Origin of the sequence: Pseudomonas fluorescens, from assembly GCF_902497775.2 — a bacterium.
Classification (GTDB): Bacteria; Pseudomonadota; Gammaproteobacteria; order Pseudomonadales; family Pseudomonadaceae; genus Aquipseudomonas; species Aquipseudomonas putida_F.
The window spans coordinates 789826-815502 of sequence record NZ_OZ024668.1; the positions used below are offsets into that span (position 1 = coordinate 789826).

Consider the following 25677-nt stretch of genomic DNA (forward strand, 5'->3'; position numbering starts at 1 on the left):
AGCGAGCAACTGCCGCCTGGGTAAAAAAATCCTTTACCGGATGCGATGAATTTCCATTAACCTTGACCCCCGAGTTGCCCGTCAGAGTGCAACCCTTTTGCCCAGTGTGCCAATCCCCTTTTCAAGTGAGGTTTGACATGCACATCACATCCCAGGACATCTGCGTCGCCGCCGACCAGCTCAAGGGCTTTGTCGGTTTTCACCGCAAGCTTGGCAAGCACATCGTGCGCTTTAGTGAAGACTCGTTCGGTATGGACGTGGCTGACGACAGCATCACCCCCAGCAACGAATTCGTCTGGCAGGCCGCCGATGGCGAGGTCATGACCTTGAGCCGTGCCCTGATCGAGATCCTCTTGGCGCAGAATGTCGATGAGCGGCTCAATGTTAGCGAGCCGCTGCGGGTGTACCTGCGCCGCAAGGACCTGCCGGAGATCGCCGCTCAGCGTCGGCTTCGGGCCTGATTGCGGGTGTACAAGCCCGCTCCCCCGGTAGGAGCGGGCTTGCCCCGCGATGCTTCTCAGCCTTGCGCCGCCCAGACTGGCGGGATTCGCCCGTACCAGGGCAACGCCTGCTCCAGCTGGCCGGCCAGGCTCAACAGCAGGCGTTCCCCCGCGGCCCCCGCAGTAAACTGCATACCGAGCGGTAAACCACTGACCCGATCCTGGTACAACGGCAGCGACATCGACGGCGTGCCGCAAATGTTGGCCAGGGCGGTGAAAGGGGAGTGGTTGAACACCCGGTGCATCCAGCCCAATCCATCGAGCTGCTCCTGGCCGGCGTTGTAGGTGCCGATTAGGGGCGGCAACTGGCTCAGGGTCGGGCTCAGCAACAGGTCGAAGCGCTGGAAGAACGCGCCTGTTTGCCGGCTGACCAGGTTGCGCTGGTCCATCGCCGCCAGCAGGTCGCGAGCAGGCAGCGCCTGGCCAAAGCGATGCAGCGCCAGGGTTGCCGGCTCCAGCCATGGAGAATTGAGCGGGCGGTCAGTCTCGGCACTCAGGGCGTCCAGCCAGGCCGCCGTATTGCTGGCCCAGAAACGCGCGTTCATCTCGACGAAAGCGTCCCACGACAGGCCGATGTCCAGGTCCACCTGCTCGCAGTGGTGACCAAGGCTTTCCAGGGTTTCGACCAACCCCTGAAGCGCCTCGACCATCAGTGGATCGCTGCGCTGGCCATTGAGCGGATGCCATTGCACGGCTATTTTCAACGCGCCGGGCGCTTGCTTGAGCGCACTCAGGTAACTGCCTGGTGCGGGCGCCAACTGAAACGGATCACCAGGTTCGGCCCCGGCCATGCAATCGAGCAGCAGGGCGCTGTCGCGCACCGAACGGCTGAGCACACCCTGCACCGCCAGGCCACTCCAGGCTTCGTCCATGAACGGCCCCATGGAAATCAGCCCGCGGCTGGGCTTCAAGCCAAACAAGCCGCAGGCCGCAGCCGGCACCCGGATCGAACCGCCGCCATCGGTGGCATGGGCGACCGGCACCATGCCGCTGGCAACTGCTGCCGCCGACCCACCGCTGGAGCCACCGGCGCTGCGGTTCAGGTCCCAGGGGTTGCGGGTTGGGCCACTCAGGCGCGATTCGGTGGTGGTGCTGATGGCCAGTTCCGGTGTGGTGGTGCGCCCCAGGGTGACCAGCCCGGCGCGGCGAAAACGCTGCATCAGGAACGAATCGGCAGTGCTGCCAGTGCCTTGTGCCAGGCGACTGCCAAACTCATGGGCACGGCCGCGCATGCTGATTGCCAGGTCCTTGATCAGAAACGGTACGCCATGCAACGGCCCTTCAGCACAGGTTGGCAGAGGTTCGTCGTGCCAGTGTTCGGCCAGGGCATTGACCTTGGGCTCGACAATGGCGATGGCCTGCTGCGCCGCCGCCTGCACTTCATCGGCACTGACATGCCCTTGGGCAATCAGCTCGGCCAGGCCGACGGCATCGAATTGCACATACTCACTCACTTTCATTGCGCACTCCCGTGACAATTGACGATAAAATACCGGCGGGTATCGATCGATACTCATGAGTATAGAGTGATACTGATTGGTATCGTCGTCAACCGGAGTCTGCCTATGCGTTCGCAACGAATCGCCCGTCTGCCCCCACGCGAGCGGGTCCTGGATGCCGCCCACGAGCTGTTTTTCAATGAGGGCATCAGCCGCGTCACCGTCGACGCCATTGCCGCGAAGGCAGCAACCACCAAGATGACTGTGTACCGGCATTTCGAATCCAAGGACGTGCTGGTGCTGGAGTGGTTGCGCCTGTTAATGGCTGAGTACGACGAGGTCTGGACGCATTTGGCCGAACAGTTCAATGGCCAGCCGGCGCGGCAGATCCTCGGTTTTGCCGAATTTTTGGTTCAGGAGCCGGTGCTGTCTTCGCACCGTGGTTGCGCCTACACCAACACCCTGGCTGAGCTGCCGGTGTGCGACAGCCCGGCGCGCGAACTGATCGAGGCGCACAAACGTCGTCAGGCGGCACGCCTGGTGCGCTTGTGTGAAGAGGCGGGAATGGTCGAGCCGGAGCAGGCAGCGTTCGAACTGACGCTGCTGCTTGAGGGGGGGCAAATCGTTGCGCAGAACAAAGGCTTCGATCAGGTCGGCCCGAACCTGCTCAAGCTGGTACGGGCGCGGCTGGGTTTACCTGCGGCCTAAGAGACGTCGGCGTGGCGGTTCTCAGCCGATTGCAGCAGCGCCTCGAACGCCAGCTTGTCGATCGGCTTGCTCAGGTAGTAGCCCTGTACTTCATGGCACTGCTCCTTGCCCAGAGCTTTGAGTTGCTGCTCGGTTTCCACCCCTTCGGCAGTCACGGTCAGGCCCATGGCCCTGCCCAGGTTGATGATCGCCTGAACCACGGCGCGGTCGTTGCCATCGCTACTGAGCCCGGCAATGAAGCGCTTGTCGATCTTGATACTGTCGAACGGGTAGGTACGCAGGTAGCCCAGCGACGAGTAACCGGTACCGAAGTCGTCCATGTTCAGGCGCACGCCCAGTTCCTTGAGCGCGTTCATGGTGCCCAGCGCGCCTTCGATATCGTTGAGCATCACGTTCTCGGTGATCTCAAGCTCCAGGCGCTGGGCCGGGAAGCCGGTCTCGACCAGAATCTCGTGAACATCCCTGACCACGTCGCTGCGGGAAAACTGCGCAGGCGACAGGTTGACCGATACCAGCAGGCCGGCTGGCCAGTTGCGCGCGGTTTCGCAGGCTTCGCGCAGCACCCAGCGGCCCAGGGGCACGATCAGGTCGGTCTGTTCGGCCAGGGGAATGAAGGTGTCCGGGCTTAGCAGGCCCTCGATCGGATGCTGCCAGCGCACCAATGCCTCGACCGAGACGATCTCGAGGGTCTCCAGGCGGTAGCGTGGCTGGTAGTGAAGAATGAACTCGTTGTTCTTCAACGCCTTGCGCAAGTCGTTTTCCAGTTGGCGGCGGTACTGGATCTGCTCGTTCATTTCCGGGGAGAAGTAGCGCCAGGTGTTCTTGCCCTCGGCCTTGGCCTGATACAGGGCGATGTCGGCGCAGCGGATCAGTTCGCCGGCATCGAACCCCTGCAGGCGCGTTTGCGCCACACCCAGGCTGGCGCCGATGTGCAGGGCCTGCTCTTCGAAGTAGATCGGCTGGTGCAGGCTGTCGATCAAGCGCCCGCAAAAGCGGTCGATTTCGTTGCGGCTGTCCATGCCGTTCATCACCAGCACGAACTCGTCGCCGCCCAGCCGTGCTACCAGGTCGCCGTCACGGGTCGATTCGCGCAGGCGTGCGGCCACTTCCAGCAGCACCGCGTCGCCGGCGGCGTGGCCAAGGGAGTCGTTGATCGGCTTGAAACTGTCCAGATCAAGTAACAATAGGGTCAGCGGTGTGGCGTCTGGGCCTTTGAGCAACGCCTGGTCAAGAAAGCGCGAGAGCTTGTTGCGGTTGGCCAGGCCCGTCAGTGCGTCGTGCATCGACAGGTGCTGGATACGTGCATGGGCAGCCACTTCATCAGTAATGTCACTGGCAGTACCCCGATAGCCGACCAGCTTGCCGTCGAACACAATCGAGCGCGCCGACACCCGACAGAAGCGGACCTGGCCGGTGTGGTCGCGGTAGGCACAGCGCAGATTGGCGACTTGCTGCGAATCGGAGTCGGCCTGGTTATCGAGCCACTGGATCAGCGGCGTGGTCTCGCAACTGAGCAACTGGTTGAGCGGTTGGCCCAGCCAGTCCTCGCTCTGAAAGCCAGTCACGGCGACGAAGCGCTGGGACAGGTAGCTCAGACGGTGATGACGGTCGGTTTCCCAAATCCAGTCCGAAGCCGCCTCGGCCACTGCGCGAAAGCGTTGCTCGCTGGCCTCCAGCGCCTGGTTGCTGGCCTGCAGGCGGCGCAGGTTGGCGTCGATCTCTCGTGAAGTGCGCAGGGCATAGCGGAAGAAGTACACCATCAGCAAACCCAGCACCAGCATGGCGCCCAGCAGTGGCGGCAGGACTGCCCAGAGCAACTGGTCGCCGGGGCGGGGGGTAATCCAGTCGAGCCGGTAGCCAGTGTCGCCGAGCTTCAGGCTGGGCTGGTCCGCCAGCGGCGGGTCGGCTTTTTCGATGTGCATGCCGTCGAGGCCGACACCGGTGCCCAGGCGGGTGAGTTTTTCCGGGGTCAGTTGATCGACGAAAAGCATTACCGAGGTAGTTTGTGGGTCGATGCTCAGCACTTCGTCATCCGGGCGAATGGCGGCGGCCACCAGCACGGCGGGCCAGCCGTTGAACAGCACGTGCTCGGTGATCTGCTGGCGCTCGGCAGCGACATTGCGCGCCTTGGCGATAATCGGGCCTATTGGGTTCTCTATATAGGTGCCCGCCGGCGCCTTGCTCAACTGGCCCTTGAACAGGGCGTACTTGGTGGTCTGGTCATCGACGACGAACACCCCTTCGTAGCCGCTGGCGGTGAACAGCGAATCGCCGACGTTCTTCTCGTCATAAGCCCATTGCAGGTCGGGGCTGCCATTGAGGTGATCGTAGGCTGCGTTCCATACCGCGTAGCTGGAGAGGAACTGGCGGGAGGACTCCAGGCGCTGTTCCAGTGCCTTATGGGCGTAAAAGCTGCTTTTTTCCCGCTCGTTGGCATTGAGCGTGGTGGCGATGTTGAACAATGCCCCCAGGGCGATCAGGCAGGCCAGGGCGAACAGCGCAGCGATGGCGGCAATGAGCTTGCGCGTCTGCAGGCTGGGGCGCTGGCTGGCGGGCGGAACATCGGCAATCCTGTCCATACGCGGGCTGATCCTTGGTGAGCTGCATCCCTGGCCAGGCCACGGGGATGAACGTTCACTCAGGATAGGCCAGCTTCAGCGCGGTGAGGTCCGGATCGGCGAAATTGACCTGATTACGGCCGGCTTTCTTCGCACAGTACAGGGCTTTGTCGGCCTCATTGAGCCAGGCCTCCGGATCGGGCAGGGCCTCGTTGCAACTGGCCAGGCCGATGCTCAGGCTGATGCGCAGCTCCGGCAATTGCGGGTTGCGGTAGCTGCCGACTCGTTCGCGCAGGCGTTCCATGGTCTGCCTGGCGTGTTCCAGGCGGGTGTCCGGGAGGATCACGCAGAATTCGTCACCGCCATAGCGCCCGGCCAGGTCATCCTCGCGCAGGCTGCGCTTGAGTTCATTGCTTAACAGATGCAGAACGCAATCACCGACCACATGGCCATAGGTGTCGTTGATGGCCTTGAAATGATCGATGTCGATGATGGCGATCACCGCCTCGCGGCGTTGCTGCTGGCAGATCTGGAACTTGAGCTGCAGCAGGTCTTTCCATGAGCCGTGATTGAGCAGGCCGGTGAGGCTGTCGGTGCGGCTCAGGGCGCTGAGCCGGCGCTTGTGTTCGGACAGTTTCATCGCCAGGCGGTAGCAGACCCAGCCAACGGCCATGGGGTAGAGGGTCAGCATCGGCAGGCAGGCATAGACTTGCAGGGTACTGGCGTGCAGTTGCAGCCCGGGGCCTAACAGGGCAATCGACAGCAGCATGCCCAGGCCCTGGATCAGCAGGCCCTTGAAGAACAGGCGCTGGCCGCCGGCAGCGAAGTTGTTCATGGCCATCATCGCCAGAATGGTCACGCTGGGCAGCGGGTTGAACTGCAGGGTGGCGGTCCAGAACCCGCCCATCAGCGAGTCCAGTTGCAGGTTGCGATACTCGGCGTGATACGGGACGTTGGCGCGCAGGGCGAGCTGATAAGCCAGGTGCGGCCAGGCCAGGCCGTTGAACAGCAGCAGGCCCCACACCCATGGCGGCACAGGCAGGCTGGCAATCCCCGCCATTACGCTGAGCATGCCGATCCCCAGGCCGATGATGCGCGGCAAGTAGATCCGTTTTACAAATGAAAGTCCCTTGCCGCTTTTCTTTTCCATCATGGATGCTGGTCTGTTCCGGGGCGCCGTTTATCGCATAATTGCTGTCAATATTGTTGAACAATCGCAGGCTGTTGAAAAATGGCCTTACAAGCCATTTCACGGTTGATGCAATCACTGTGGGGTACCATGAAACTCACCTTCATCCTTGGAGTGTTTCTGCTCATGGCCCCACTGACTTCCCAGGCCGGTGAACCGGCGCAACGCCAGGATGGGCGCTATCGCAACCTGGCGCAGTTGCCCCAGGACGGGGTGATGAAAAAGCTGCGCATCGGCCTCAAGTACCTGTTCCTGAAAAAGCCCGCCGATACCCGGCCCAGCGTCAGCATTGCCGTGCAGCCGCTGAGCCGCCAGCAGTTGCTTGAGGCCCCGGACCACAGCGTCTGGCGCTTGGGGCATTCCACGGTACTGCTGAAACTGCGCGAGCGCTTCTTCATTACCGACCCGGTGTTCGCCGAGCGCGCCTCGCCGGTGCAATGGGCCGGTCCCCGACGCTTTCATCAGCCGCCCCTGAAACTCGACGAGTTGCCGCCGTTAACGGCGGTGATTCTCTCCCATGATCACTTCGACCACCTCGACGAACAGGCCATACGCCAATTGGCCGCCAGCGCCGAGCACTTTATTGCGCCTTTGGGGGTGGGCGATATTCTGATTGGCTGGGGTGTGCCGACAGCCAAGGTCCGGCAGCTGGATTGGTGGCAGGAAACCAGCGTCGAAGGCGTGCGATTTGTCGCGACCCCGGCGCAGCATTTTTCCGGGCGTGGCCTGTTTGACAGCAATAGCACCCTATGGGCCTCCTGGGTGATGATCGATGACCAACTGAAGGTGTTTTTCAGTGGCGATACCGGCTATTTCGACGGCTTCAAGGAGATCGGCAAGCAGTACGGCCCCTTCGACCTGACCCTGATCGAAACCGGCGCCTACAACGTCAATTGGCCCGATGTACACATGCAGCCCGAGCAAGGCCTGCAGGCACACCTCGACCTGCGCGGGCGCTGGCTGCTGCCGATTCATAACGGCACGTTCGACCTCTCCACGCACAGTTGGCATGAACCGTTCGACCGCATCCTGGCTCTGGCCAACGCGGCCCAGGTGTCGTTGAGTACGCCGCAGATCGGCGAGCGGGTCAGCATCGAGCAGCCCCATGGCGGGCCGGCCTGGTGGCAGCCCAAGCCACAGCGGGAATTGCGCAAGGGCGGCGAACGGGTGCTGGCGGCGCGAGAACCCTAGGGGTTCTTGCCGATCGACGGTTCTTTGCGCTGCTCGCGCCGGGGCAGGGCGGAGGGTGGTTTGCCGCTATCGCTGCGCACCTGGGCATGGCTGATCAGAGCGAATATAAAGCTGCCGCCAATAATGTTGCCGATCAGCGTTGGTGCGGCGAAGTCCAGCCAGAACGCCGCCCAACTGACTTCCCCGGCCCAGACCAGGTAGGAGACTTCCACCGAGCCGACGACGATGTGGGTGAAATCACCCAGGGCCATCAGGTAGGTGATCATCAGGATGATCCATACCTTGGCGGTCTCCATCGACGGGATCATCCAGACCATGGTGGCGATCATCCAGCCCGAGATGATGCCCTTGGCAAACATCTGGTTCAGGTCGTTTTCCATTACCTTGCGGCCGACGTCGAGGAAGGCGACGTCGGTTTTACTGTCGAAAATCGGCAGGTTGAGCATCACGTAGGACACCAGGATGGTGCCGGCCAGATTGCCGAGCAGCACCACAGACCATAAACGCAGCAAGCGGCCGAAATTGCGCAGGCTGGGCTCGGTCATTACTGGCAGCACTGCCGTCAGGGTGTTTTCGGTAAAGAGTTGCTGGCGGGCGAGGATCACCGCGAGAAACCCGGCGGAGTATCCGATGCTGGCAATTACCTGGCTGCTATCGCCTTCGGGCAGACGCGAATAGAACAGCCCCATGGCCATCAGCGACAGGCCCATGGTCAGCCCGGCGGCCAGCGCCGACCAGAACAGCGCGGCGATGGTGCGCTCCAGCTCCTGGTCACCCTGGTAACGAATGATCTCGTGCAACACCGCCGCGCGGGGAGGCTGGTTATGGCTGACTTCCTGCTCTTCGTCCGCAGACAGGCCCGGGGTCTTGCCGCTTTGCGCTTCACTCATGGCGGTGGCTCATCTAGTAGGGTGCCTTATCTACAGATCAACGCCGCTTTGATTAGTTGCCTGCCGCCAAAGCGTTCAGTGCCAGTTGCGCAACCTGCAGGGGCGTGCGGGCATTCTCGTGCAGGTCGTCCTCGAGAAACCAGGCTGCCGATAGCCCGCACCAGGCGACTATCCAGCGCAGCAGGTGCTGGCAGGGCAGGTCAGCGATTTCACAAACAATCTGCACGCGCCGCTGAAAGCGCTGTAGGTCAGTGGCCAAGGCGTGGGTAGGATTACAAAACAGGTTGGCGTAGTCGAAAGCGCGGTCGCCATAAAGATGTTTGGGGTCGATGGCCAGCCAGCCTCTGTCGCCAAAGTCGAGGACATTGCCGTGGTGGATGTCGCCGTGCAGCACCCTTTGCTCCCCTGGGGCGGTGAGCAGTTGGCGGGCGATGTCGGCACATTGCTGATACAGGCCGCCGTGCAGCTCGGCTGCCGGCCACAGTCCGGCAAACCAGGGTTGCAGTTCGATCAGGGGCGGTAGCGGTTGGTCCCGTGGTGCGTGCAGGCAGGCGATTGCCGCGCAGAGGATACGCGTGGCCTCGTCGTCGCGGCCGTGTTCGGCATAGTCGAGCAGTGAGGCGGCACCTTGTGCTCGTTCAAGCAGTACGGCGTCATCAGTATGCTCCAGCACTGCGGCGGCGCCCTGGCCGCCCCACCATTGCATCAACAAGGCGCCGGCCTGCTCTTGCGGTTCGAGGGCGATCTTGAGCATCGCTGCCTTGCCTTTATAAAGGACGGGCAGCAGGTGGCTACTGTGAGTGATGATCGGCTCGCCATCGGCAATCAATTGCCAGCGTTGCAGGTAGGGTTCGAACATAGTGCCTCCAGGCAGCCCAGTACTCTCTATATAGGTACTCATTTTACCTTTGTTCCGTGTTTTTCAAATTAACCCTTGACGCCCGATTTAATCTCTCTATAATTCGCCCCACTTCCGGCGCAGTCGGAACTGAAAACTCCTTGAGTTTCAAAGAGTTAGCGGTTCCAGGGTCATCCGGAAGGGCTTCGATCGAAAGATCGACAGCGGTGAAAAAGGCAGTTGACAGCGGTTTGAAACGCTGTAGAATTCGCCTCCCGCTGACGAGAGATCGCAGCGAGTCAAGTGGTTGAAGTTGAAAGAGAAATTCTGAAAAACTTCAAAATAAACGCTTGACAGGCTCTGAGGAAAGCGTAGAATGCGCGCCTCGGTTGAGACGAAAAGCTCTTAACCAACCGCTCTTTAACAACTGAATCAAGCAATTCGTGTGGGTGCTTGTGAGCTCAGACTGATAGTCAAAAAGATTATCAGCATCACAAGTGGCTACACGAAAAATCGAAAGATTTTGAAAGTAAGTCATTTGAGATTGCTGAGCCAAGTTTAGGGTTTTCTCAAAACCCAAGCAGTATTGAACTGAAGAGTTTGATCATGGCTCAGATTGAACGCTGGCGGCAGGCCTAACACATGCAAGTCGAGCGGATGAGAAGAGCTTGCTCTTCGATTCAGCGGCGGACGGGTGAGTAATACCTAGGAATCTGCCTGGTAGTGGGGGACAACGTTTCGAAAGGAACGCTAATACCGCATACGTCCTACGGGAGAAAGCAGGGGACCTTCGGGCCTTGCGCTATCAGATGAGCCTAGGTCGGATTAGCTAGTTGGTGAGGTAATGGCTCACCAAGGCGACGATCCGTAACTGGTCTGAGAGGATGATCAGTCACACTGGAACTGAGACACGGTCCAGACTCCTACGGGAGGCAGCAGTGGGGAATATTGGACAATGGGCGAAAGCCTGATCCAGCCATGCCGCGTGTGTGAAGAAGGTCTTCGGATTGTAAAGCACTTTAAGTTGGGAGGAAGGGTACTTACCTAATACGTGAGTATTTTGACGTTACCGACAGAATAAGCACCGGCTAACTCTGTGCCAGCAGCCGCGGTAATACAGAGGGTGCAAGCGTTAATCGGAATTACTGGGCGTAAAGCGCGCGTAGGTGGTTTGTTAAGTTGAATGTGAAATCCCCGGGCTCAACCTGGGAACTGCATCCAAAACTGGCAAGCTAGAGTAGGGCAGAGGGTGGTGGAATTTCCTGTGTAGCGGTGAAATGCGTAGATATAGGAAGGAACACCAGTGGCGAAGGCGACCACCTGGGCTCATACTGACACTGAGGTGCGAAAGCGTGGGGAGCAAACAGGATTAGATACCCTGGTAGTCCACGCCGTAAACGATGTCAACTAGCCGTTGGAATCCTTGAGATTTTAGTGGCGCAGCTAACGCATTAAGTTGACCGCCTGGGGAGTACGGCCGCAAGGTTAAAACTCAAATGAATTGACGGGGGCCCGCACAAGCGGTGGAGCATGTGGTTTAATTCGAAGCAACGCGAAGAACCTTACCAGGCCTTGACATGCAGAGAACTTTCCAGAGATGGATTGGTGCCTTCGGGAACTCTGACACAGGTGCTGCATGGCTGTCGTCAGCTCGTGTCGTGAGATGTTGGGTTAAGTCCCGTAACGAGCGCAACCCTTGTCCTTAGTTACCAGCACGTTATGGTGGGCACTCTAAGGAGACTGCCGGTGACAAACCGGAGGAAGGTGGGGATGACGTCAAGTCATCATGGCCCTTACGGCCTGGGCTACACACGTGCTACAATGGTCGGTACAGAGGGTTGCCAAGCCGCGAGGTGGAGCTAATCTCACAAAACCGATCGTAGTCCGGATCGCAGTCTGCAACTCGACTGCGTGAAGTCGGAATCGCTAGTAATCGCGAATCAGAATGTCGCGGTGAATACGTTCCCGGGCCTTGTACACACCGCCCGTCACACCATGGGAGTGGGTTGCACCAGAAGTAGCTAGTCTAACCTTCGGGAGGACGGTTACCACGGTGTGATTCATGACTGGGGTGAAGTCGTAACAAGGTAGCCGTAGGGGAACCTGCGGCTGGATCACCTCCTTAATCGACAGACATCAGCTGTCTTATGAGCTCCCACACGAATTGCTTGATTCATTGAAGAAGACGATATCGGTAACAGCTCTTAACTGGGTCTGTAGCTCAGTTGGTTAGAGCGCACCCCTGATAAGGGTGAGGTCGGCAGTTCGAATCTGCCCAGACCCACCAGTTTCTTGTTGGGGCCATAGCTCAGCTGGGAGAGCGCCTGCCTTGCACGCAGGAGGTCAGCGGTTCGATCCCGCTTGGCTCCACCACCCCTTGCTACCGTGTCAAAGCTTAGAAATGAATATTCGCATCGAATATTGATTTCTGAACTTTTTCAGAATCGTTCTTTAAAAATTTGGGTATGTGATAGAAAGATAGACTGGACAGCACTTTCACTGGTGTATGTTCAGGCTAAGGTAAAATTTGTGAATCATTACAAATTTTCGGCGAATGTTGTCTTCACAGTATAACCAGATTGCTTGGGGTTATATGGTCAAGTGAAGAAGCGCATACGGTGGATGCCTTGGCAGTCAGAGGCGATGAAAGACGTGGTAGCCTGCGATAAGCTTCGGGGAGTCGGCAAACAGACTTTGATCCGGAGATCTCTGAATGGGGGAACCCACTCAGCATAAGCTGAGTATCTTGTACTGAATACATAGGTGCAAGAGGCGAACCAGGGGAACTGAAACATCTAAGTACCCTGAGGAAAAGAAATCAACCGAGATTCCCTTAGTAGTGGCGAGCGAACGGGGACTAGCCCTTAAGTGGCTTTGAGATTAGCGGAACGCTCTGGAAAGTGCGGCCATAGTGGGTGATAGCCCTGTACGCGAAAATCTCTTAGTCATGAAATCGAGTAGGACGGAGCACGAGAAACTTTGTCTGAATATGGGGGGACCATCCTCCAAGGCTAAATACTACTGACTGACCGATAGTGAACCAGTACCGTGAGGGAAAGGCGAAAAGAACCCCGGAGAGGGGAGTGAAATAGATCCTGAAACCGTATGCGTACAAGCAGTGGGAGCCTACTTTGTTAGGTGACTGCGTACCTTTTGTATAATGGGTCAGCGACTTATATTCAGTGGCGAGCTTAACCGAATAGGGGAGGCGTAGCGAAAGCGAGTGTTAATAGCGCGTTTAGTCGCTGGGTATAGACCCGAAACCGGGCGATCTATCCATGGGCAGGTTGAAGGTTAGGTAACACTGACTGGAGGACCGAACCGACTACCGTTGAAAAGTTAGCGGATGACCTGTGGATCGGAGTGAAAGGCTAATCAAGCTCGGAGATAGCTGGTTCTCCTCGAAAGCTATTTAGGTAGCGCCTCATGTATCACTGTAGGGGGTAGAGCACTGTTTCGGCTAGGGGGTCATCCCGACTTACCAAACCGATGCAAACTCCGAATACCTACAAGTGCCGAGCATGGGAGACACACGGCGGGTGCTAACGTCCGTCGTGAAAAGGGAAACAACCCAGACCGTCAGCTAAGGTCCCAAAGTTATGGTTAAGTGGGAAACGATGTGGGAAGGCTTAGACAGCTAGGAGGTTGGCTTAGAAGCAGCCACCCTTTAAAGAAAGCGTAATAGCTCACTAGTCGAGTCGGCCTGCGCGGAAGATGTAACGGGGCTCAAACCATACACCGAAGCTACGGGTGTCACTTAGGTGACGCGGTAGAGGAGCGTTCTGTAAGCCTGTGAAGGTGAGTTGAGAAGCTTGCTGGAGGTATCAGAAGTGCGAATGCTGACATGAGTAACGACAATGGGAGTGAAAAACTCCCACGCCGAAAGACCAAGGTTTCCTGCGCAACGTTAATCGACGCAGGGTTAGTCGGTCCCTAAGGCGAGGCTGAAAAGCGTAGTCGATGGAAAACAGGTTAATATTCCTGTACTTCTGGTTATTGCGATGGAGGGACGGAGAAGGCTAGGCCAGCTTGGCGTTGGTTGTCCAAGTTTAAGGTGGTAGGCTGAGATCTTAGGTAAATCCGGGATCTTAAGGCCGAGAGCTGATGACGAGTTGCCATTAGGCGACGAAGTGGTTGATGCCATGCTTCCAAGAAAAGCTTCTAAGCTTCAGGTAACCAGGAACCGTACCCCAAACCGACACAGGTGGTTGGGTAGAGAATACCAAGGCGCTTGAGAGAACTCGGGTGAAGGAACTAGGCAAAATGGCACCGTAACTTCGGGAGAAGGTGCGCCGGTGAGGGTGAAGGACTTGCTCCGTAAGCTCATGCCGGTCGAAGATACCAGGCCGCTGCGACTGTTTATTAAAAACACAGCACTCTGCAAACACGAAAGTGGACGTATAGGGTGTGACGCCTGCCCGGTGCCGGAAGGTTAATTGATGGGGTTAGCTAACGCGAAGCTCTTGATCGAAGCCCCGGTAAACGGCGGCCGTAACTATAACGGTCCTAAGGTAGCGAAATTCCTTGTCGGGTAAGTTCCGACCTGCACGAATGGCGTAACGATGGCGGCGCTGTCTCCACCCGAGACTCAGTGAAATTGAAATCGCTGTGAAGATGCAGTGTATCCGCGGCTAGACGGAAAGACCCCGTGAACCTTTACTATAGCTTTGCACTGGACTTTGAATTTGCTTGTGTAGGATAGGTGGGAGGCTTTGAAGCGTGGACGCCAGTTCGCGTGGAGCCATCCTTGAAATACCACCCTGGCAACTTTGAGGTTCTAACTCAGGTCCGTTATCCGGATCGAGGACAGTGTATGGTGGGTAGTTTGACTGGGGCGGTCTCCTCCTAAAGAGTAACGGAGGAGTACGAAGGTGCGCTCAGACCGGTCGGAAATCGGTCGTAGAGTATAAAGGCAAAAGCGCGCTTGACTGCGAGACAGACACGTCGAGCAGGTACGAAAGTAGGTCTTAGTGATCCGGTGGTTCTGTATGGAAGGGCCATCGCTCAACGGATAAAAGGTACTCCGGGGATAACAGGCTGATACCGCCCAAGAGTTCATATCGACGGCGGTGTTTGGCACCTCGATGTCGGCTCATCACATCCTGGGGCTGAAGCCGGTCCCAAGGGTATGGCTGTTCGCCATTTAAAGTGGTACGCGAGCTGGGTTTAGAACGTCGTGAGACAGTTCGGTCCCTATCTGCCGTGGACGTTTGAGATTTGAGAGGGGCTGCTCCTAGTACGAGAGGACCGGAGTGGACGAACCTCTGGTGTTCCGGTTGTCACGCCAGTGGCATTGCCGGGTAGCTATGTTCGGAAGAGATAACCGCTGAAAGCATCTAAGCGGGAAACTTGCCTCAAGATGAGATCTCACTGGAGCCTTGAGCTCCCTGAAGGGCCGTCGAAGACTACGACGTTGATAGGTTGGGTGTGTAAGCGCTGTGAGGCGTTGAGCTAACCAATACTAATTGCCCGTGAGGCTTGACCATATAACACCCAAGCAATTTGCGTCGAAAGGCCAGATTGCGGTGTTGTGAAGACTGCACAGCCGAGAATTTGTAACTCACAAAACATCACATACCCGATTCGCTGGAGTGTCTAACAAGACCTTCTGGCAACAGAATTTCTTGACGACCATAGAGCATTGGAACCACCTGATCCCATCCCGAACTCAGCAGTGAAACGATGCATCGCCGATGGTAGTGTGGGGTTTCCCCATGTGAGAGTAGGTCATCGTCAAGATTAAATTCCGAAACCCCTATCTGCGTATGCAGGTAGGGGTTTTGTCTTTCTGGCGATTTAACTGCTAGTCGTGGCCCTTGCGGGAGCCGGCCTTGCCGGCAACCTAGGCGCCACCGCTGCCACAGCAAGCCTGCATACACCCGAAAACCCCCCGCAACCTAAGACCATTCCCGCCCCAGCTTCAGACTCGCCTGACTGTCTTATCTAACCGAGTGTCCGCTTAACTGGCGTCCCACCTATAACGATAAGAAGGCCAAAGCCCATGTCTGCAAATGCTGCCCCGATCAGTCCCGCCCGTGTCGCAGTCATCCAGTTCGACCCGCAGGTCGGCCTTGAACATTGCGACAACAACCTTTGCCATGGGTTAGAGCTCGCCGAACAAGCGGTTCGTGAGGGCGCCAATCTGATAATCCTGCCTGAGCTGGCCAACACCGGCTACAGCTTCAATACCCGCGCCGAAGCCTGGGCTCATGCCGAAGCACTGGCGGACGGTCCTAGCCTGAAAACCTGGGCGGCGTTTGCCCGTGAACACCATGTCTATCTGGTTGCAGGGTTTGCCGAGCGCGATGGCTTGAAACTGTATGACAGTGCTGTGCTGTTCGGTCCGGAAGGTTTGCTCGGGCACTACCGTAAAGCCCATCTGTGGAACCAGGAGAAGCTCTGGTTCAGCCCCGGTAACCTCGGCTTCCCTGTGTTCGAGACGCCCATCGGCCGAATCGGCCTGTTGATCTGCTGGGACATCTGGTTTCCGGAAGTGCCGCGGCTGTTGGCGATGCAGGGGGCCGATATCATCTGCAGCCTGAACAACTGGGTATGGACGCCAGCGCCGTTGTTCGATGCCAGTGGCCGCTGCATGGCCTCTTACCTGACCATGACCGCCGCCCATGTCAACAATGTGCATATCGCGGCCGCCAACCGTATCGGCAGTGAGCGTGGTGGGCGGTTTCTAGGCTGTTCGTTGATTGCCGGCACAAACGGCTGGCCCCTCGGTGAGATCGCCGGGCCGGAAAACCAGTGCATCCTCTACGCCGATCTCGACCTCAGCAGTGCTCGCAGTACACCGATCTGGAACAGCCTCAACGATCTGCCCCGCGACCGACGCACTGACCTCTACGGCTCGATGCTCGGTTATGACCTGCACCCAGCCTTGCCGCGCTAAGGAGGGGGTGATGGACAACTCACTCGAAACCTCCCGTTCCAACTTCTGGCCTTTGCTACTGTTGTGCCTGATGGTGTCGTTGGTCACCACGGTGCTGCTTGAAGTTATCAGCGGCCGCGCCGACGCCTGGATTGGCCTGTGGCCAGACTATGCCCACATGATGTCGAACCTCAACGAGCCGCTGGCACGTTTGCGCTGGATCATCGGTGATATCAGTGAAGTGGCCTTCTACAAGCATGAGTTGCCGGCACTGGGCTTGCTGGCAGGCGCGGCCCTGGCCCATTGGGCCAACCGCAACGGCAAGCGTTGGCAAGGCTTCGCCATCTGTTACGGCACAGGTTTGTGGCCATGGTTGCTGACCAGTTCGCTGCTGGGATTATGGTTCAGCCATGCGCTATGGGGCTGGACCTTGAACAGCGGCCTCTGGCAACCGACCTTCGTGGCGTTCGTTTCGTTGCCGGCGGCCATGGTGCTGATGTTCGGCGCGGGCTGGAAGGTCGCTTTCAATGGTGCGCTTCTGGCCGCCTTTCTGGTAACTCCGGCCAGCCTGCTGTTGGTCAACTACCTGTGCTACCCATTGACGCTGCCAGTGGTGGTCGGCAATGTCGGGGGCATGGCGGTTGCCAGTGTCCTGGCATTCAGCTTGATCCGCCGATTTCCGCTGTTGGTGAAATCCACCGCATCTGAAAACACCCCCAAAGCGCCCGGCCCGAGCCACACCGGCTACGGCGCTACCTGGACCTTGCGCCGGGTGCTTGCCGATTTCAGTGAAGCGCCGTTCTTCGGCAATGAACTGGCAAGCCTCGGCTTGTTATCAGGTGTGTTGCTGGCCTACATCCTCTCACCCACTGGCCCCGCCTACGGCTCGCAACTGGTCGTGCAGATGGTGGCAGGGCAAGCACTGGCATCCTTTATCGGTGTGCTGATCTGGCGACGGCAGTGGATGCGCCTGGGATGGTATCCAACCTATATCCCGATCGTCTCCGTAGTGCCGGCCGCCGTGCTCACGTTCGGCGGCAGTTGGCAGGTGATTGGGCTCAGCGCGGTGCTGGGAGCGTTGCTGGCACCTCCGTTGGCGAGCGCAATCAGCCAGCGCCTGCCTAAGCACATGCACGGCTTCATCGGCAATGTGCTGTCCATGGCCATTTCTACCCTGGTAATTCTCCCCTTCATCAGCCTGGTTACAGGAGGTGACACATGACCCTGCCCCAACTTGCCATAGGCACTCTGGGTGGCACTCTGAGCATGCTTGCGCCAGCAGCAGGTGAAGGTATCACTCCGGGCCTGGACAGCGCACAGATGCTCGCCGACGTGCCTCAGCTTGCAAGCCTTGCGCGCATTTCGGCGAAAACCCTGCAGATGTTGCCCAGTGCATCGTTGTCGTTCGTTCAACTGGTTGATGTTCTGTACTGGGCCAAAGCCCAGGTGGAGGAGGGCGCACACGCCGTGGTGCTGACTCAGGGTACCGATACCCTGGAGGAAGTGGCGTACTTTCTCGAACTGCTCTGGCCCTTCGATGCGCCATTGATCCTGACCGGCGCCATGCGTGCCGCCAGCGAGCCCGGCGCCGATGGCCCGGCCAATCTGCTGGCGGCGGTGCAGGTGGCGCTGGATGTACAGAGTCGTGGCCGCGGCGTGCTGGTAGTGATCAACGATCAGATCCACGCCGCTGCCCATGTGCGCAAAACCGCGAGCCTGGCCATGGCTGCATTCAGTTCACCGCATTTTGGCTGCGAAGGCCTGCTGATAGAGGGGCGCGCCTGTTATCTGAAGCCCGCCAGGGCCCGCCAACCATTACCTGAGCCTTGGCGCCTGGACCAACGTGTGGCGTTGCTGGAGGCTGATTTCGCCGCCGATACCCTGCTGCTCGAGCAAGTCGCCGGGTTGGGTTATGAGGGCCTGGTGATCGCCGGTTTTGGCGCCGGGCACGTGTCGGCAGCATGGGCCAAATGCGTGGGATACCTCACCACCAGAATGCCAGTGATCGTCGCCTCGCGAACCGGCTGCGGCCCGACGGCGCATCAGACCTATGGCTTCGATGGCGGGGAAATGGATCTGCAACGCAAGGGCGCGCTGATGGCGGGATTCTTGTGCCCACGCAAATGCCGGGTATTGCTGTGGGTGCTGATTGGCTGCGGGATGGATGACGAGCTGGAGCACTGGCTGGCCGAGTATCGTCAGCCGCGATGAAGGGAAGATCACGTGGGGCCGGGGAACGGCGCCCACGTGTCCTCGCAAGGGCGCTTAGACGAAACGCTGAGGCACTACGCCGCGTGGCAGGCGGCTGCTGCCTGGCAGGGCGCTCAGGCGGTCACGCCAGTTGGCCTTGAAGCAGAACGTGCTCGGGCCAGGGCTGGCCTTGGCCATGCGTTGCTTACGCAGCTCTGCCAGGGACGGGGTGGATTTCTTGGTCGACGCAGGCGACTCCGTCTTGACCAGGGACCGCTGACACGACTTGCAGGAAACCTGGTCAGGGGTGGAGGTGCTGGTGAGGTTATTACCGGCGCGACCGCAAGCGACTGCGTCGCTGCTGGTTGAGTAGTGCATTACCAAGCTGTACATCTCCAAACATATGAACAAAAGCCTCCTATTTTCGCACAGGTTGGCGGCAGATGCGGCGCCATCGTCAACGTCATGCTGGAGGCTTGAGTCAGAAGGTTGGAGAACAGCGTTGTTTACAGGGGAGAAATGGTACCGAGTGCGCCAATCGCAATGGCCAGCACCAGAAAACCTACGACGAAGAATGCAAGCTTACCCATTGAGCGCTCCAGATAGAGGTTTTGCGGTGCAGCGCCAGGCCGCACCCGCGAAATGCGCCCGGTAGAGCGGGGCGCAGGCGTATTTTCGCTCTGGCGCTGTTACCGAAACAGATGCAGATGGCGCTGCAAAATACGGATCAGATTCAACTGGAGCGCTGCAATTCAACGCCGCCAGGCACCTTCGGGCACTTCAACCTCACGCTCGGCTTGCGCCAGCGCCCGCTTCAAGCCCTCTGCAGCAAAGGGGATGCAATACGCCGGCTTGGCCCGTTCAAACCGCCAGCTCTCATCCAGGCCCCCGGCATCGACGGCGTCGTAGCCCAGATCGTCGAGCAGCGTGCTCACAACTGACTTCGCTTCATCATCATCGCCGGCAACTGGCAGGGCACGCCGATCCGCTGCGCCACTGACACGTGCGTCTTTCTCCAGGTCCTGGGCAAGAATCGCATTGAACACCTTCACCACCCGCGAACCCTGCAGATGCTCGGCAAGCAGGCGACTGGTCGTGGTCTCGAAGCGGTCCAGCGCGGGAAGCTGGCCGTCGCGGTCCGGGTAGTAGTTGTTGGCGTCCATGACGATCTTGCCCTCAAGCCACTGCGCGGGCACGCTGCGATAGTGCGCGAAGGGAATCGCCAGCAGTACCACCTCACCAAACTGCGCAGCCTCTTCTGCGCTGCCCACTTCACAGCCGATAATGCCGCTGCGCACGCTGCTCATGGTCTGCGGCCCGCGTGAGTTGCTGAGCATCACCTGATGCCCGGCCGCCAGCGCCAGCTGCGCCACTGCCCGCCCGATAAAACCTGCCCCGATAATGCCGATACGCATGCTCTTGCTCCGTTGCGTGATAGGAGCGTTTATGATGATTGGCAACCAGATGGAGATAAATTAGCGATCTGGATTGAATGTCGTTACCAGGAGTGTTGAATGATGGATCGCCTGACCAGCATGGGTGCCTTTGTGATGGCGGCTGAAGCGGGTTCCTACGCCAGTGCGGCGCAGCGTCTGGGCATGTCGCCGCAGATGGTGGCCAAGCATGTAGCCACCCTGGAGCAACGCCTGGGCGCGCGCCTGCTCAACCGCACCACGCGCCGGCAGAGCCTGACCGAGCTTGGCAGCGCCTACTACGAGCGCTGCAAGCACATCCTCAGCGAGGCGCAGGCGGCCGACTCCCTGGCGCAGATCATGAACGACACGCCCCGGGGCAAACTCAAGGTCAGCGCGCCAGTCACCTTCGGTTCCTACAGCCTGATGCCGCTGGTGACCGACTTTCTGCGCCAGTACCCGGAGGTCGAGATTGACCTGCACCTGACCGACCGCTTCGTTGACCTGGTCGAGGAGGGCTTCGAAGTGGCATTTCGCATCGGCCCCCTGGGCACCTCCAGCCTGACCGCCAGGCCGCTTGCGCCCTACCGGCTGGTGGCCTGCGCATCGCCGCGCTACCTGACCGCCCACGGCACCCCACGAACGCCAGCCGACCTCGAACAGCACGAATGCCTGGGCTACGTGTATTGGTCGCGTCCGGCTGACCGCGAGTGGCAGTTCGTCCAGGGCGATACGCTGCACAAGGTGCAGGTCGCCAGCCGTTTGCAGGTCAACGAGAGCAGGGCGCTGATGTCAGCGGCGCTGGATGGCTTCGGGATTGTGCTGGGGCCGGAAGACTTTCTGCGCCCGGCGTTGCAAAGTGGCGAACTGGTGCGGGTACTGGCGGACTACCCGCCGCCGAGCCGGCAGATGCATTTGCTCTATACCGCCAACCGGCAGAGAACCGCCAAACTTCGTTGTTTTGTCGAGACAGTACTTAAGCGCTTCGCAGAGGCTTGAGCTGAACCAATAAAAAAGGCCGCCTCGCGGCAGCCTTTTCTTGTCGAACATGAACGGGGCAATCAATCCCAGCTCAACGCCCCACCGGTCTGATACTCAATCACCCGAGTCTCGAAGAAGTTCTTCTCTTTCTTCAAGTCCATGATCTCGCTCATCCATGGGAACGGGTTGGTGGTACCTGGGTACTCTTCCTTCAGGCCGATCTGCGACAGGCGACGGTTGGCGATGAACTTGAGGTAGTCCTCCATCATCGCTGCGTTCATGCCCAGCACGCCGCGAGGCATGGTGTCGCGGGCGTATTCGATTTCCAGCTGGGTGCCCTGCAGGATCATCTGCGAGGCTTCTTCCTTCATTTCGGCATCCCACAGGTGCGGGTTTTCGATCTTGATCTGGTTGATCACGTCGATACCGAAGTTCAGGTGCATGGATTCGTCACGCAGGATGTACTGGAACTGCTCGGCAACGCCGGTCATCTTGTTGCGACGACCCATGGACAGGATCTGGGTGAAGCCGCAGTAGAAGAAGATGCCTTCCAGTACGCAGTAGTAGGCGATCAGGTTGCGCAGCAGCTCTTTGTCGGTCTCGACGGTGCCGGTGTTGAATTCCGGGTCGGAGATCGCGCGGGTGTAGCTCAGGCCCCAGGCGGCTTTTTTAGCGACCGACGGGATCTCGTGGTACATGTTGAAGATCTCGCCTTCATCCATGCCCAGCGATTCGATGCAGTACTGGTAGGCGTGGGTGTGGATCGCCTCTTCGAACGCCTGGCGCAGGATGTACTGGCGGCACTCGGGGTTGGTGATCAGGCGGTACACGGCCAGGGCCAGGTTGTTGGCAACCAGGGAGTCGGCGGTGGAGAAGAAGCCCAGGTTGCGCATGACGATACGACGCTCGTCGTCGGTCAGGCCTTCCGGGTTTTTCCACAGGGCGATGTCCGCGGTCATGTTGACCTCTTGCGGCATCCAGTGGTTGGCGCAACCGTCCAGGTACTTCTGCCAGGCCCAGTCGTACTTGAAAGGCACCAGTTGGTTGAGGTCGGCGCGGCAGTTGATCATGCGCTTTTCGTCAACCGCGACACGGGCAGCGGAACCTTCCAGCTCAGCCAGGCCTTCGGCGATGTCGAGTTGGTCCAGGGCAGCCTTGGCGCGTTTGACCGCTTCGGAGTCTTCGGCAGTTACGGCGCGAGCTTCCAGGGCGGCAACACCGCCAGCGTTATCGAGCTTGTCGATGCCTGCGGCAGCGGCTTGCGTGGCGGTAGTGCCTTTGGCGGCTTCTTCGCCTTCGTCTTTTTCGAATTCGTCCCAGCTCAGCATGGTGGGTCTCCTGCTTGAGGGCCATATCAGTATGGCCGGTGGATCTTGGTTGCGGTGCTTGCGGTTAGGTACTGCGGTGCACGCAAAATCTTGGAATGCTTCCCGGGGCTGAGGCCCGCGGGGGAGGTCGGGGTGGCCCCGACCTTGTTGTTCGGCGCTGTGGAAAGGGGGCGGCAGGGCCGGCCCTTTCGCGAGTCAAGCCCGCGTCTACAGGGAGCGGGCCTTCAGGCGCTTATTGGCAGGCTTCGCAGTCCGGCTCGTCGATCGCGCAGGCCTTCGGTACCGGAGCAGGGCCGGCTGGCGCTGCTTGTACCGGGGCGCTGTCGCCACCGCTGGAAACGGCGTTGAGCTTGCCGGTGTTGATGGTCGACTTCTCGGTGCTGGTCGCGGCCAGGGCACGGAGGTAGTAGGTGGTTTTCAGACCACGGTACCAGGCCATGCGGTAGGTCACGTCGAGCTTCTTGCCCGAAGCGCCGGCGATGTACAGGTTCAGCGACTGGGCCTGGTCGATCCACTTCTGACGGCGGCTGGCGGCGTCGACGATCCACTTGGTTTCGACTTCGAAGGCAGTCGCGTAGAGGTCTTTGAGCTCTTGCGGGATGCGCTCGATCTGCTGCACCGAACCGTCGTAGTACTTCAGGTCGTTGATCATGACCGAGTCCCACAGGCCGCGGGCCTTGAGGTCGCGAACCAGGTACGGGTTGATCACGGTGAATTCGCCCGAGAGGTTCGATTTCACGTACAGGTTCTGGTAGGTCGGCTCGATGGACTGCGATACGCCGGTGATGTTGGCGATGGTCGCGGTCGGCGCGATGGCCATGATGTTCGAGTTACGAATACCTTTTTGTACGCGGGCACGTACCGGTGCCCAGTCCAGGGTCTCGTTCAGGTCGACGTCGATGTACTTCTGGCCACGGGCTTCGATCAGGATCTGTTGCGAATCCAGCGGCAGGATGCCTTTGGACCACAGCGAGCCCTGGAAGGTCTCGTAGGCGCCACGCTCGTCGGCCAGGTCGCAGGAAGCCTGGATGGCGAAGTAGCTGACCGCTTCCATCGACTTGTCGGCGAACTCGACGGCAGCGTCGGAGCCGTAAGGGATGTGCTGCAGGTACAGCGCGTCCTGGAAGCCCATGATGCCCAGGCCGACCGGACGGTGCTTGAAGTTCGAGTTACGCGCTTGCGGCACCGAGTAGTAGTTGATGTCGATCACGTTGTCGAGCATGCGCACGGCGGTGTTGACGGTGCGTTGCAGCTTGGCGGTGTCCAGCTTGCCATCATTGATGTGGTTCGGCAGGTTGATCGAGCCCAGGTTGCAGACCGCGATCTCGTCCTTGTTGGTGTTCAGGGTGATCTCGGTGCACAGGTTCGAGCTGTGGACCACGCCCACGTGCTGCTGCGGCGAACGCAGGTTGCACGGATCCTTGAAGGTCAGCCATGGGTGGCCGGTCTCGAACAGCATCGAGAGCATCTTGCGCCACAGGTCTTTGGCCTGGATGGTCTTGAACACCTTGATCTTGTTGTACTCGGTCAGGGCTTCGTAGTACTCGTAGCGCTCTTCGAAGGCCTTGCCGGTCAGGTCGTGCAGGTCTGGCACTTCCGATGGCGAGAACAGGGTCCACTTGCCGTCATCGAAGACGCGCTTCATGAACAGGTCAGGGATCCAGTTGGCGGTGTTCATGTCGTGGGTACGACGACGGTCATCACCGGTGTTCTTGCGCAGCTCGATGAATTCTTCGATGTCCAGGTGCCAGGTTTCCAGGTAGGCACAGACAGCGCCCTTGCGCTTGCCACCCTGGTTAACGGCGACGGCGGTGTCGTTGACCACTTTCAGGAACGGCACGACGCCCTGGGATTTACCGTTGGTGCCCTTGATGTAGGAGCCCAGTGCACGCACAGGGGTCCAGTCGTTGCCCAGACCACCGGCGAATTTCGACAGCATGGCGTTGTCGTGGATCGCGTGGTAGATGCCCGACAGGTCGTCCGGCACGGTGGTCAGGTAGCAGCTCGACAGCTGTGGACGCAGGGTACCGGCGTTGAACAGGGTCGGGGTCGAAGCCATGTAGTCGAAGGACGACAACAGGTTGTAGAACTCGATGGCACGGGCTTCTTTGTCTTTCTCTTCCAGCGCCAGGCCCATGGCCACGCGCATGAAGAACACCTGAGGCAGCTCGAAACGCACGCCATCCTTATGGATGAAGTAGCGGTCGTACAGGGTCTGCAGGCCCAGGTAGGTGAATTGCTGGTCGCGCTCGTGGTTGATCGCCTTGCCCAGCTTGTCCAGGTCGAAGTCGGCCAGGGCAGGGTTGAGCAGTTCGAACTCGACACCCTTGGCGATGTAGGCAGGCAGGGCCTTGGCGTACAGCTCAGCCATCTCGTGGTGGGTAGCGCTGTCGGCGACCTCGAGGAAGCCCAGGCCTTCGGCGCGCAGGGTGTCCATCAGCAGGCGGGCGGTAACGAACGAGTAGTTCGGCTCGCGCTCGACCAGGGTACGGGCGGTCATCACCAGGGCGGTGTTGACGTCGGTGAGGGCCACGCCGTCGTAGAGGTTCTTCAGGGTTTCGCGCTGGATCAGGTCGCCATCGACTTCGGCCAGGCCTTCGCAGGCTTCGCTGATGATGGTGTTCAGGCGGTTCATGTCCAGCGGCGCCAGGCTGCCGTCGGCCAGGGTGATGCGGATGCTTGGGTGCGGCTGCACGCTTGCGTCTTCGGCGTGGCCACGGGTGGCACGCTCCTTGGCACGCTGGTCACGGTAGATCACGTAGTCGCGGGCGACTTTCTGCTCGCCGGCACGCATCAGGGCCAGTTCGACCTGGTCCTGGATTTCTTCGATGTGGATGGTGCCGCCCGAAGGCATGCGGCGCTTGAAGGTCGCGGTGACTTGTTCGGTCAGGCGGGCAACGGTGTCGTGGATGCGCGACGAGGCGGCAGCGGTGCCGCCTTCAACTGCGAGGAACGCTTTGGTGATGGCCACGGTGATCTTGTCATCGGTGTAGGCGACGACAGTGCCGTTACGCTTGATCACGCGCAGTTGGCCCGGGGCGGTGGCAGCCAGATCCTGGTTCGAATCAGCGGCCTGCGGCGCCAAAGCCTGCGGGTTCTCGCGAGTTGTGTCGGTTTGCATGGGTGTCTCCACGTTCTCTAAGTATGTTTAGGCGCTTTATGAGCGCCAACCGTTCCGTCCGAAAGCTCAACAACCGACCTCAAGGGCGCGCAGGAACGAGCGTTCCGGCATGCCGCACAGGTCGGGCATACTCACTTCGGGACAGTTCAGGAATTAGGGCAAATGCTTGCCGCTCCCTGGCCGAAGTCAAAGGTTTTGAATCTACGACTCAAAACTGTTGCTGTCGGGTGTGCTGATGGCCTCACCCGTACCCGAAACAACACCCTCCAAGGGCTTGCACCGGTCGCCTCCGCAGGAGCGGTTTGGCTGCTGATCTCTTCTAAAGTTCAAGCAAAAAATCTACCCGTTGAGGGCTTGAGTTCTCTGCTTCACTTGTGCTTGGGATTTTCAGGAAACCCCAAGATGTAGTGTTTTGTTTCGCTGGGGATACAAGATAATGCGGTCTTGGGGGTAAT

General features: G+C 59.3%; 16 protein-coding genes, 2 tRNA genes and 3 rRNA genes. 12 read left to right on the forward strand and 9 right to left on the reverse strand.

The genetic code is table 11. The features are described from left to right. Positions 1-137 precede the first annotated feature (137 nt). Positions 138-461 carry a DUF2025 family protein gene (locus tag F8N82_RS03760; RefSeq protein WP_038999201.1) on the forward strand — a complete coding sequence of 108 codons (324 nt, stop codon included), beginning with the start codon at positions 138-140 and terminating at the stop codon, positions 459-461. Between the two features lie 56 nt (positions 462-517). Here the strand turns inward: F8N82_RS03760 and F8N82_RS03765 are convergent, their stop codons facing one another. Continuing rightward, positions 518-1960 (reverse strand): amidase, encoded by a 1443-nt coding sequence (locus F8N82_RS03765; protein WP_038999203.1) that lies wholly within the window; start codon positions 1958-1960, stop codon positions 518-520. 105 nt (positions 1961-2065) lie between these two features. On the opposite strand from F8N82_RS03765, the gene F8N82_RS03770 reads away from it, so the two are divergent. Continuing rightward, complete coding sequence (locus tag F8N82_RS03770) at positions 2066-2647, forward strand: TetR/AcrR family transcriptional regulator (RefSeq protein ID WP_038999204.1); 582 nt, start codon at positions 2066-2068, stop codon at positions 2645-2647. On the opposite strand, the gene F8N82_RS03775 is transcribed toward F8N82_RS03770, so the two are convergent. Further along, the gene (locus F8N82_RS03775; protein WP_038999205.1) at positions 2644-5226 is read right to left on the reverse strand and encodes a bifunctional diguanylate cyclase/phosphodiesterase; all 2583 of its coding nucleotides are present in this window, start codon (positions 5224-5226) and stop codon (positions 2644-2646) included. The two genes, F8N82_RS03770 and F8N82_RS03775, sit on opposite strands and share 4 nt — an antisense overlap. A gap of 55 nt (positions 5227-5281) precedes the next feature. Further along, the gene (locus F8N82_RS03780) at positions 5282-6355 is read right to left on the reverse strand and encodes a diguanylate cyclase (RefSeq protein WP_038999737.1); all 1074 of its coding nucleotides are present in this window, start codon (positions 6353-6355) and stop codon (positions 5282-5284) included. Between the two features lie 129 nt (positions 6356-6484). On the opposite strand from F8N82_RS03780, the gene F8N82_RS03785 reads away from it, so the two are divergent. Next, positions 6485-7585: an MBL fold metallo-hydrolase gene (locus F8N82_RS03785; protein ID WP_038999738.1), complete on the forward strand. Its 1101-nt coding sequence runs from the start codon at positions 6485-6487 to the stop codon at positions 7583-7585. Here the strand turns inward: F8N82_RS03785 and F8N82_RS03790 are convergent. Together F8N82_RS03790 and F8N82_RS03795 are read right to left on the reverse strand one after the other, a co-directional pair. After that, positions 7582-8475 carry a formate/nitrite transporter family protein gene (locus F8N82_RS03790; RefSeq protein ID WP_038999206.1) on the reverse strand — a complete coding sequence of 298 codons (894 nt, stop codon included), beginning with the start codon at positions 8473-8475 and terminating at the stop codon, positions 7582-7584. The genes F8N82_RS03785 and F8N82_RS03790 overlap by 4 nt on opposite strands. A 52-nt stretch (positions 8476-8527) precedes the next feature. Beyond that, positions 8528-9334, reverse strand: a complete 807-nt coding sequence (locus tag F8N82_RS03795) for an aminoglycoside phosphotransferase family protein (protein ID WP_038999207.1) — start codon at positions 9332-9334, stop codon at positions 8528-8530. 567 nt (positions 9335-9901) lie between these two features. Here F8N82_RS03795 and F8N82_RS03800 point away from each other — a divergent pair. The 8 genes from F8N82_RS03800 (at position 9902) to F8N82_RS03835 (ending at position 18401) form a co-directional block, all read left to right on the forward strand. Then, a 16S ribosomal RNA gene (locus F8N82_RS03800) occupies positions 9902-11438 on the forward strand. Between the two features lie 85 nt (positions 11439-11523). Beyond that, a tRNA-Ile gene (locus tag F8N82_RS03805) sits at positions 11524-11600 on the forward strand. A 10-nt stretch (positions 11601-11610) separates the two neighbouring features. Next, positions 11611-11686 (forward strand) — tRNA-Ala (locus tag F8N82_RS03810). Positions 11687-11908: 222 nt separating this feature from the next. Continuing rightward, a 23S ribosomal RNA gene (locus F8N82_RS03815) occupies positions 11909-14799 on the forward strand. A gap of 137 nt (positions 14800-14936) precedes the next feature. Then, positions 14937-15052 (forward strand): 5S ribosomal RNA (rrf, locus tag F8N82_RS03820). Together the 16S, 23S and 5S rRNA genes with 2 tRNA genes alongside form the textbook arrangement of a ribosomal RNA operon. A 262-nt stretch (positions 15053-15314) precedes the next feature. Beyond that, positions 15315-16211, forward strand: a complete 897-nt coding sequence (locus F8N82_RS03825) for a nitrilase family protein (protein WP_038993880.1) — start codon at positions 15315-15317, stop codon at positions 16209-16211. A 10-nt stretch (positions 16212-16221) separates the two neighbouring features. Next, a complete protein-coding gene (locus tag F8N82_RS03830) occupies positions 16222-17412 on the forward strand; it encodes a hypothetical protein (RefSeq protein ID WP_038993881.1) in 1191 nt (396 codons plus the stop codon). Further along, positions 17409-18401: an asparaginase gene (locus F8N82_RS03835; protein WP_038993882.1), complete on the forward strand. Its 993-nt coding sequence runs from the start codon at positions 17409-17411 to the stop codon at positions 18399-18401. Before F8N82_RS03830 ends, F8N82_RS03835 begins: the two co-directional genes overlap by 4 nt. 54 nt (positions 18402-18455) lie before the next feature. Here the strand turns inward: F8N82_RS03835 and F8N82_RS03840 are convergent, their stop codons facing one another. Then, on the reverse strand, positions 18456-18758 hold the full coding sequence (locus tag F8N82_RS03840) for a hypothetical protein (protein WP_038999209.1): 303 nt from the start codon (positions 18756-18758) through the stop codon (positions 18456-18458). 374 nt (positions 18759-19132) lie between these two features. Then, positions 19133-19795, reverse strand: coding sequence for an NADPH-dependent F420 reductase (locus tag F8N82_RS03845; protein ID WP_038993883.1), 663 nt, complete (start codon positions 19793-19795; stop codon positions 19133-19135). Positions 19796-19894: 99 nt separating this feature from the next. Here F8N82_RS03845 and F8N82_RS03850 point away from each other — a divergent pair, with 99 nt between their 5' ends. After that, positions 19895-20791, forward strand: coding sequence for a LysR family transcriptional regulator (locus tag F8N82_RS03850; RefSeq protein WP_191626744.1), 897 nt, complete (start codon positions 19895-19897; stop codon positions 20789-20791). A 62-nt stretch (positions 20792-20853) separates the two neighbouring features. Here F8N82_RS03850 and F8N82_RS03855 read toward each other — a convergent pair whose 3' ends face one another. Next, a complete protein-coding gene (locus F8N82_RS03855; RefSeq protein ID WP_038993884.1) occupies positions 20854-22101 on the reverse strand; it encodes a ribonucleotide-diphosphate reductase subunit beta in 1248 nt (415 codons plus the stop codon). A 232-nt stretch (positions 22102-22333) separates the two neighbouring features. Then, positions 22334-25222: a ribonucleoside-diphosphate reductase subunit alpha gene (locus tag F8N82_RS03860; protein ID WP_038993885.1), complete on the reverse strand. Its 2889-nt coding sequence runs from the start codon at positions 25220-25222 to the stop codon at positions 22334-22336. Positions 25223-25677 lie beyond the last annotated feature (455 nt).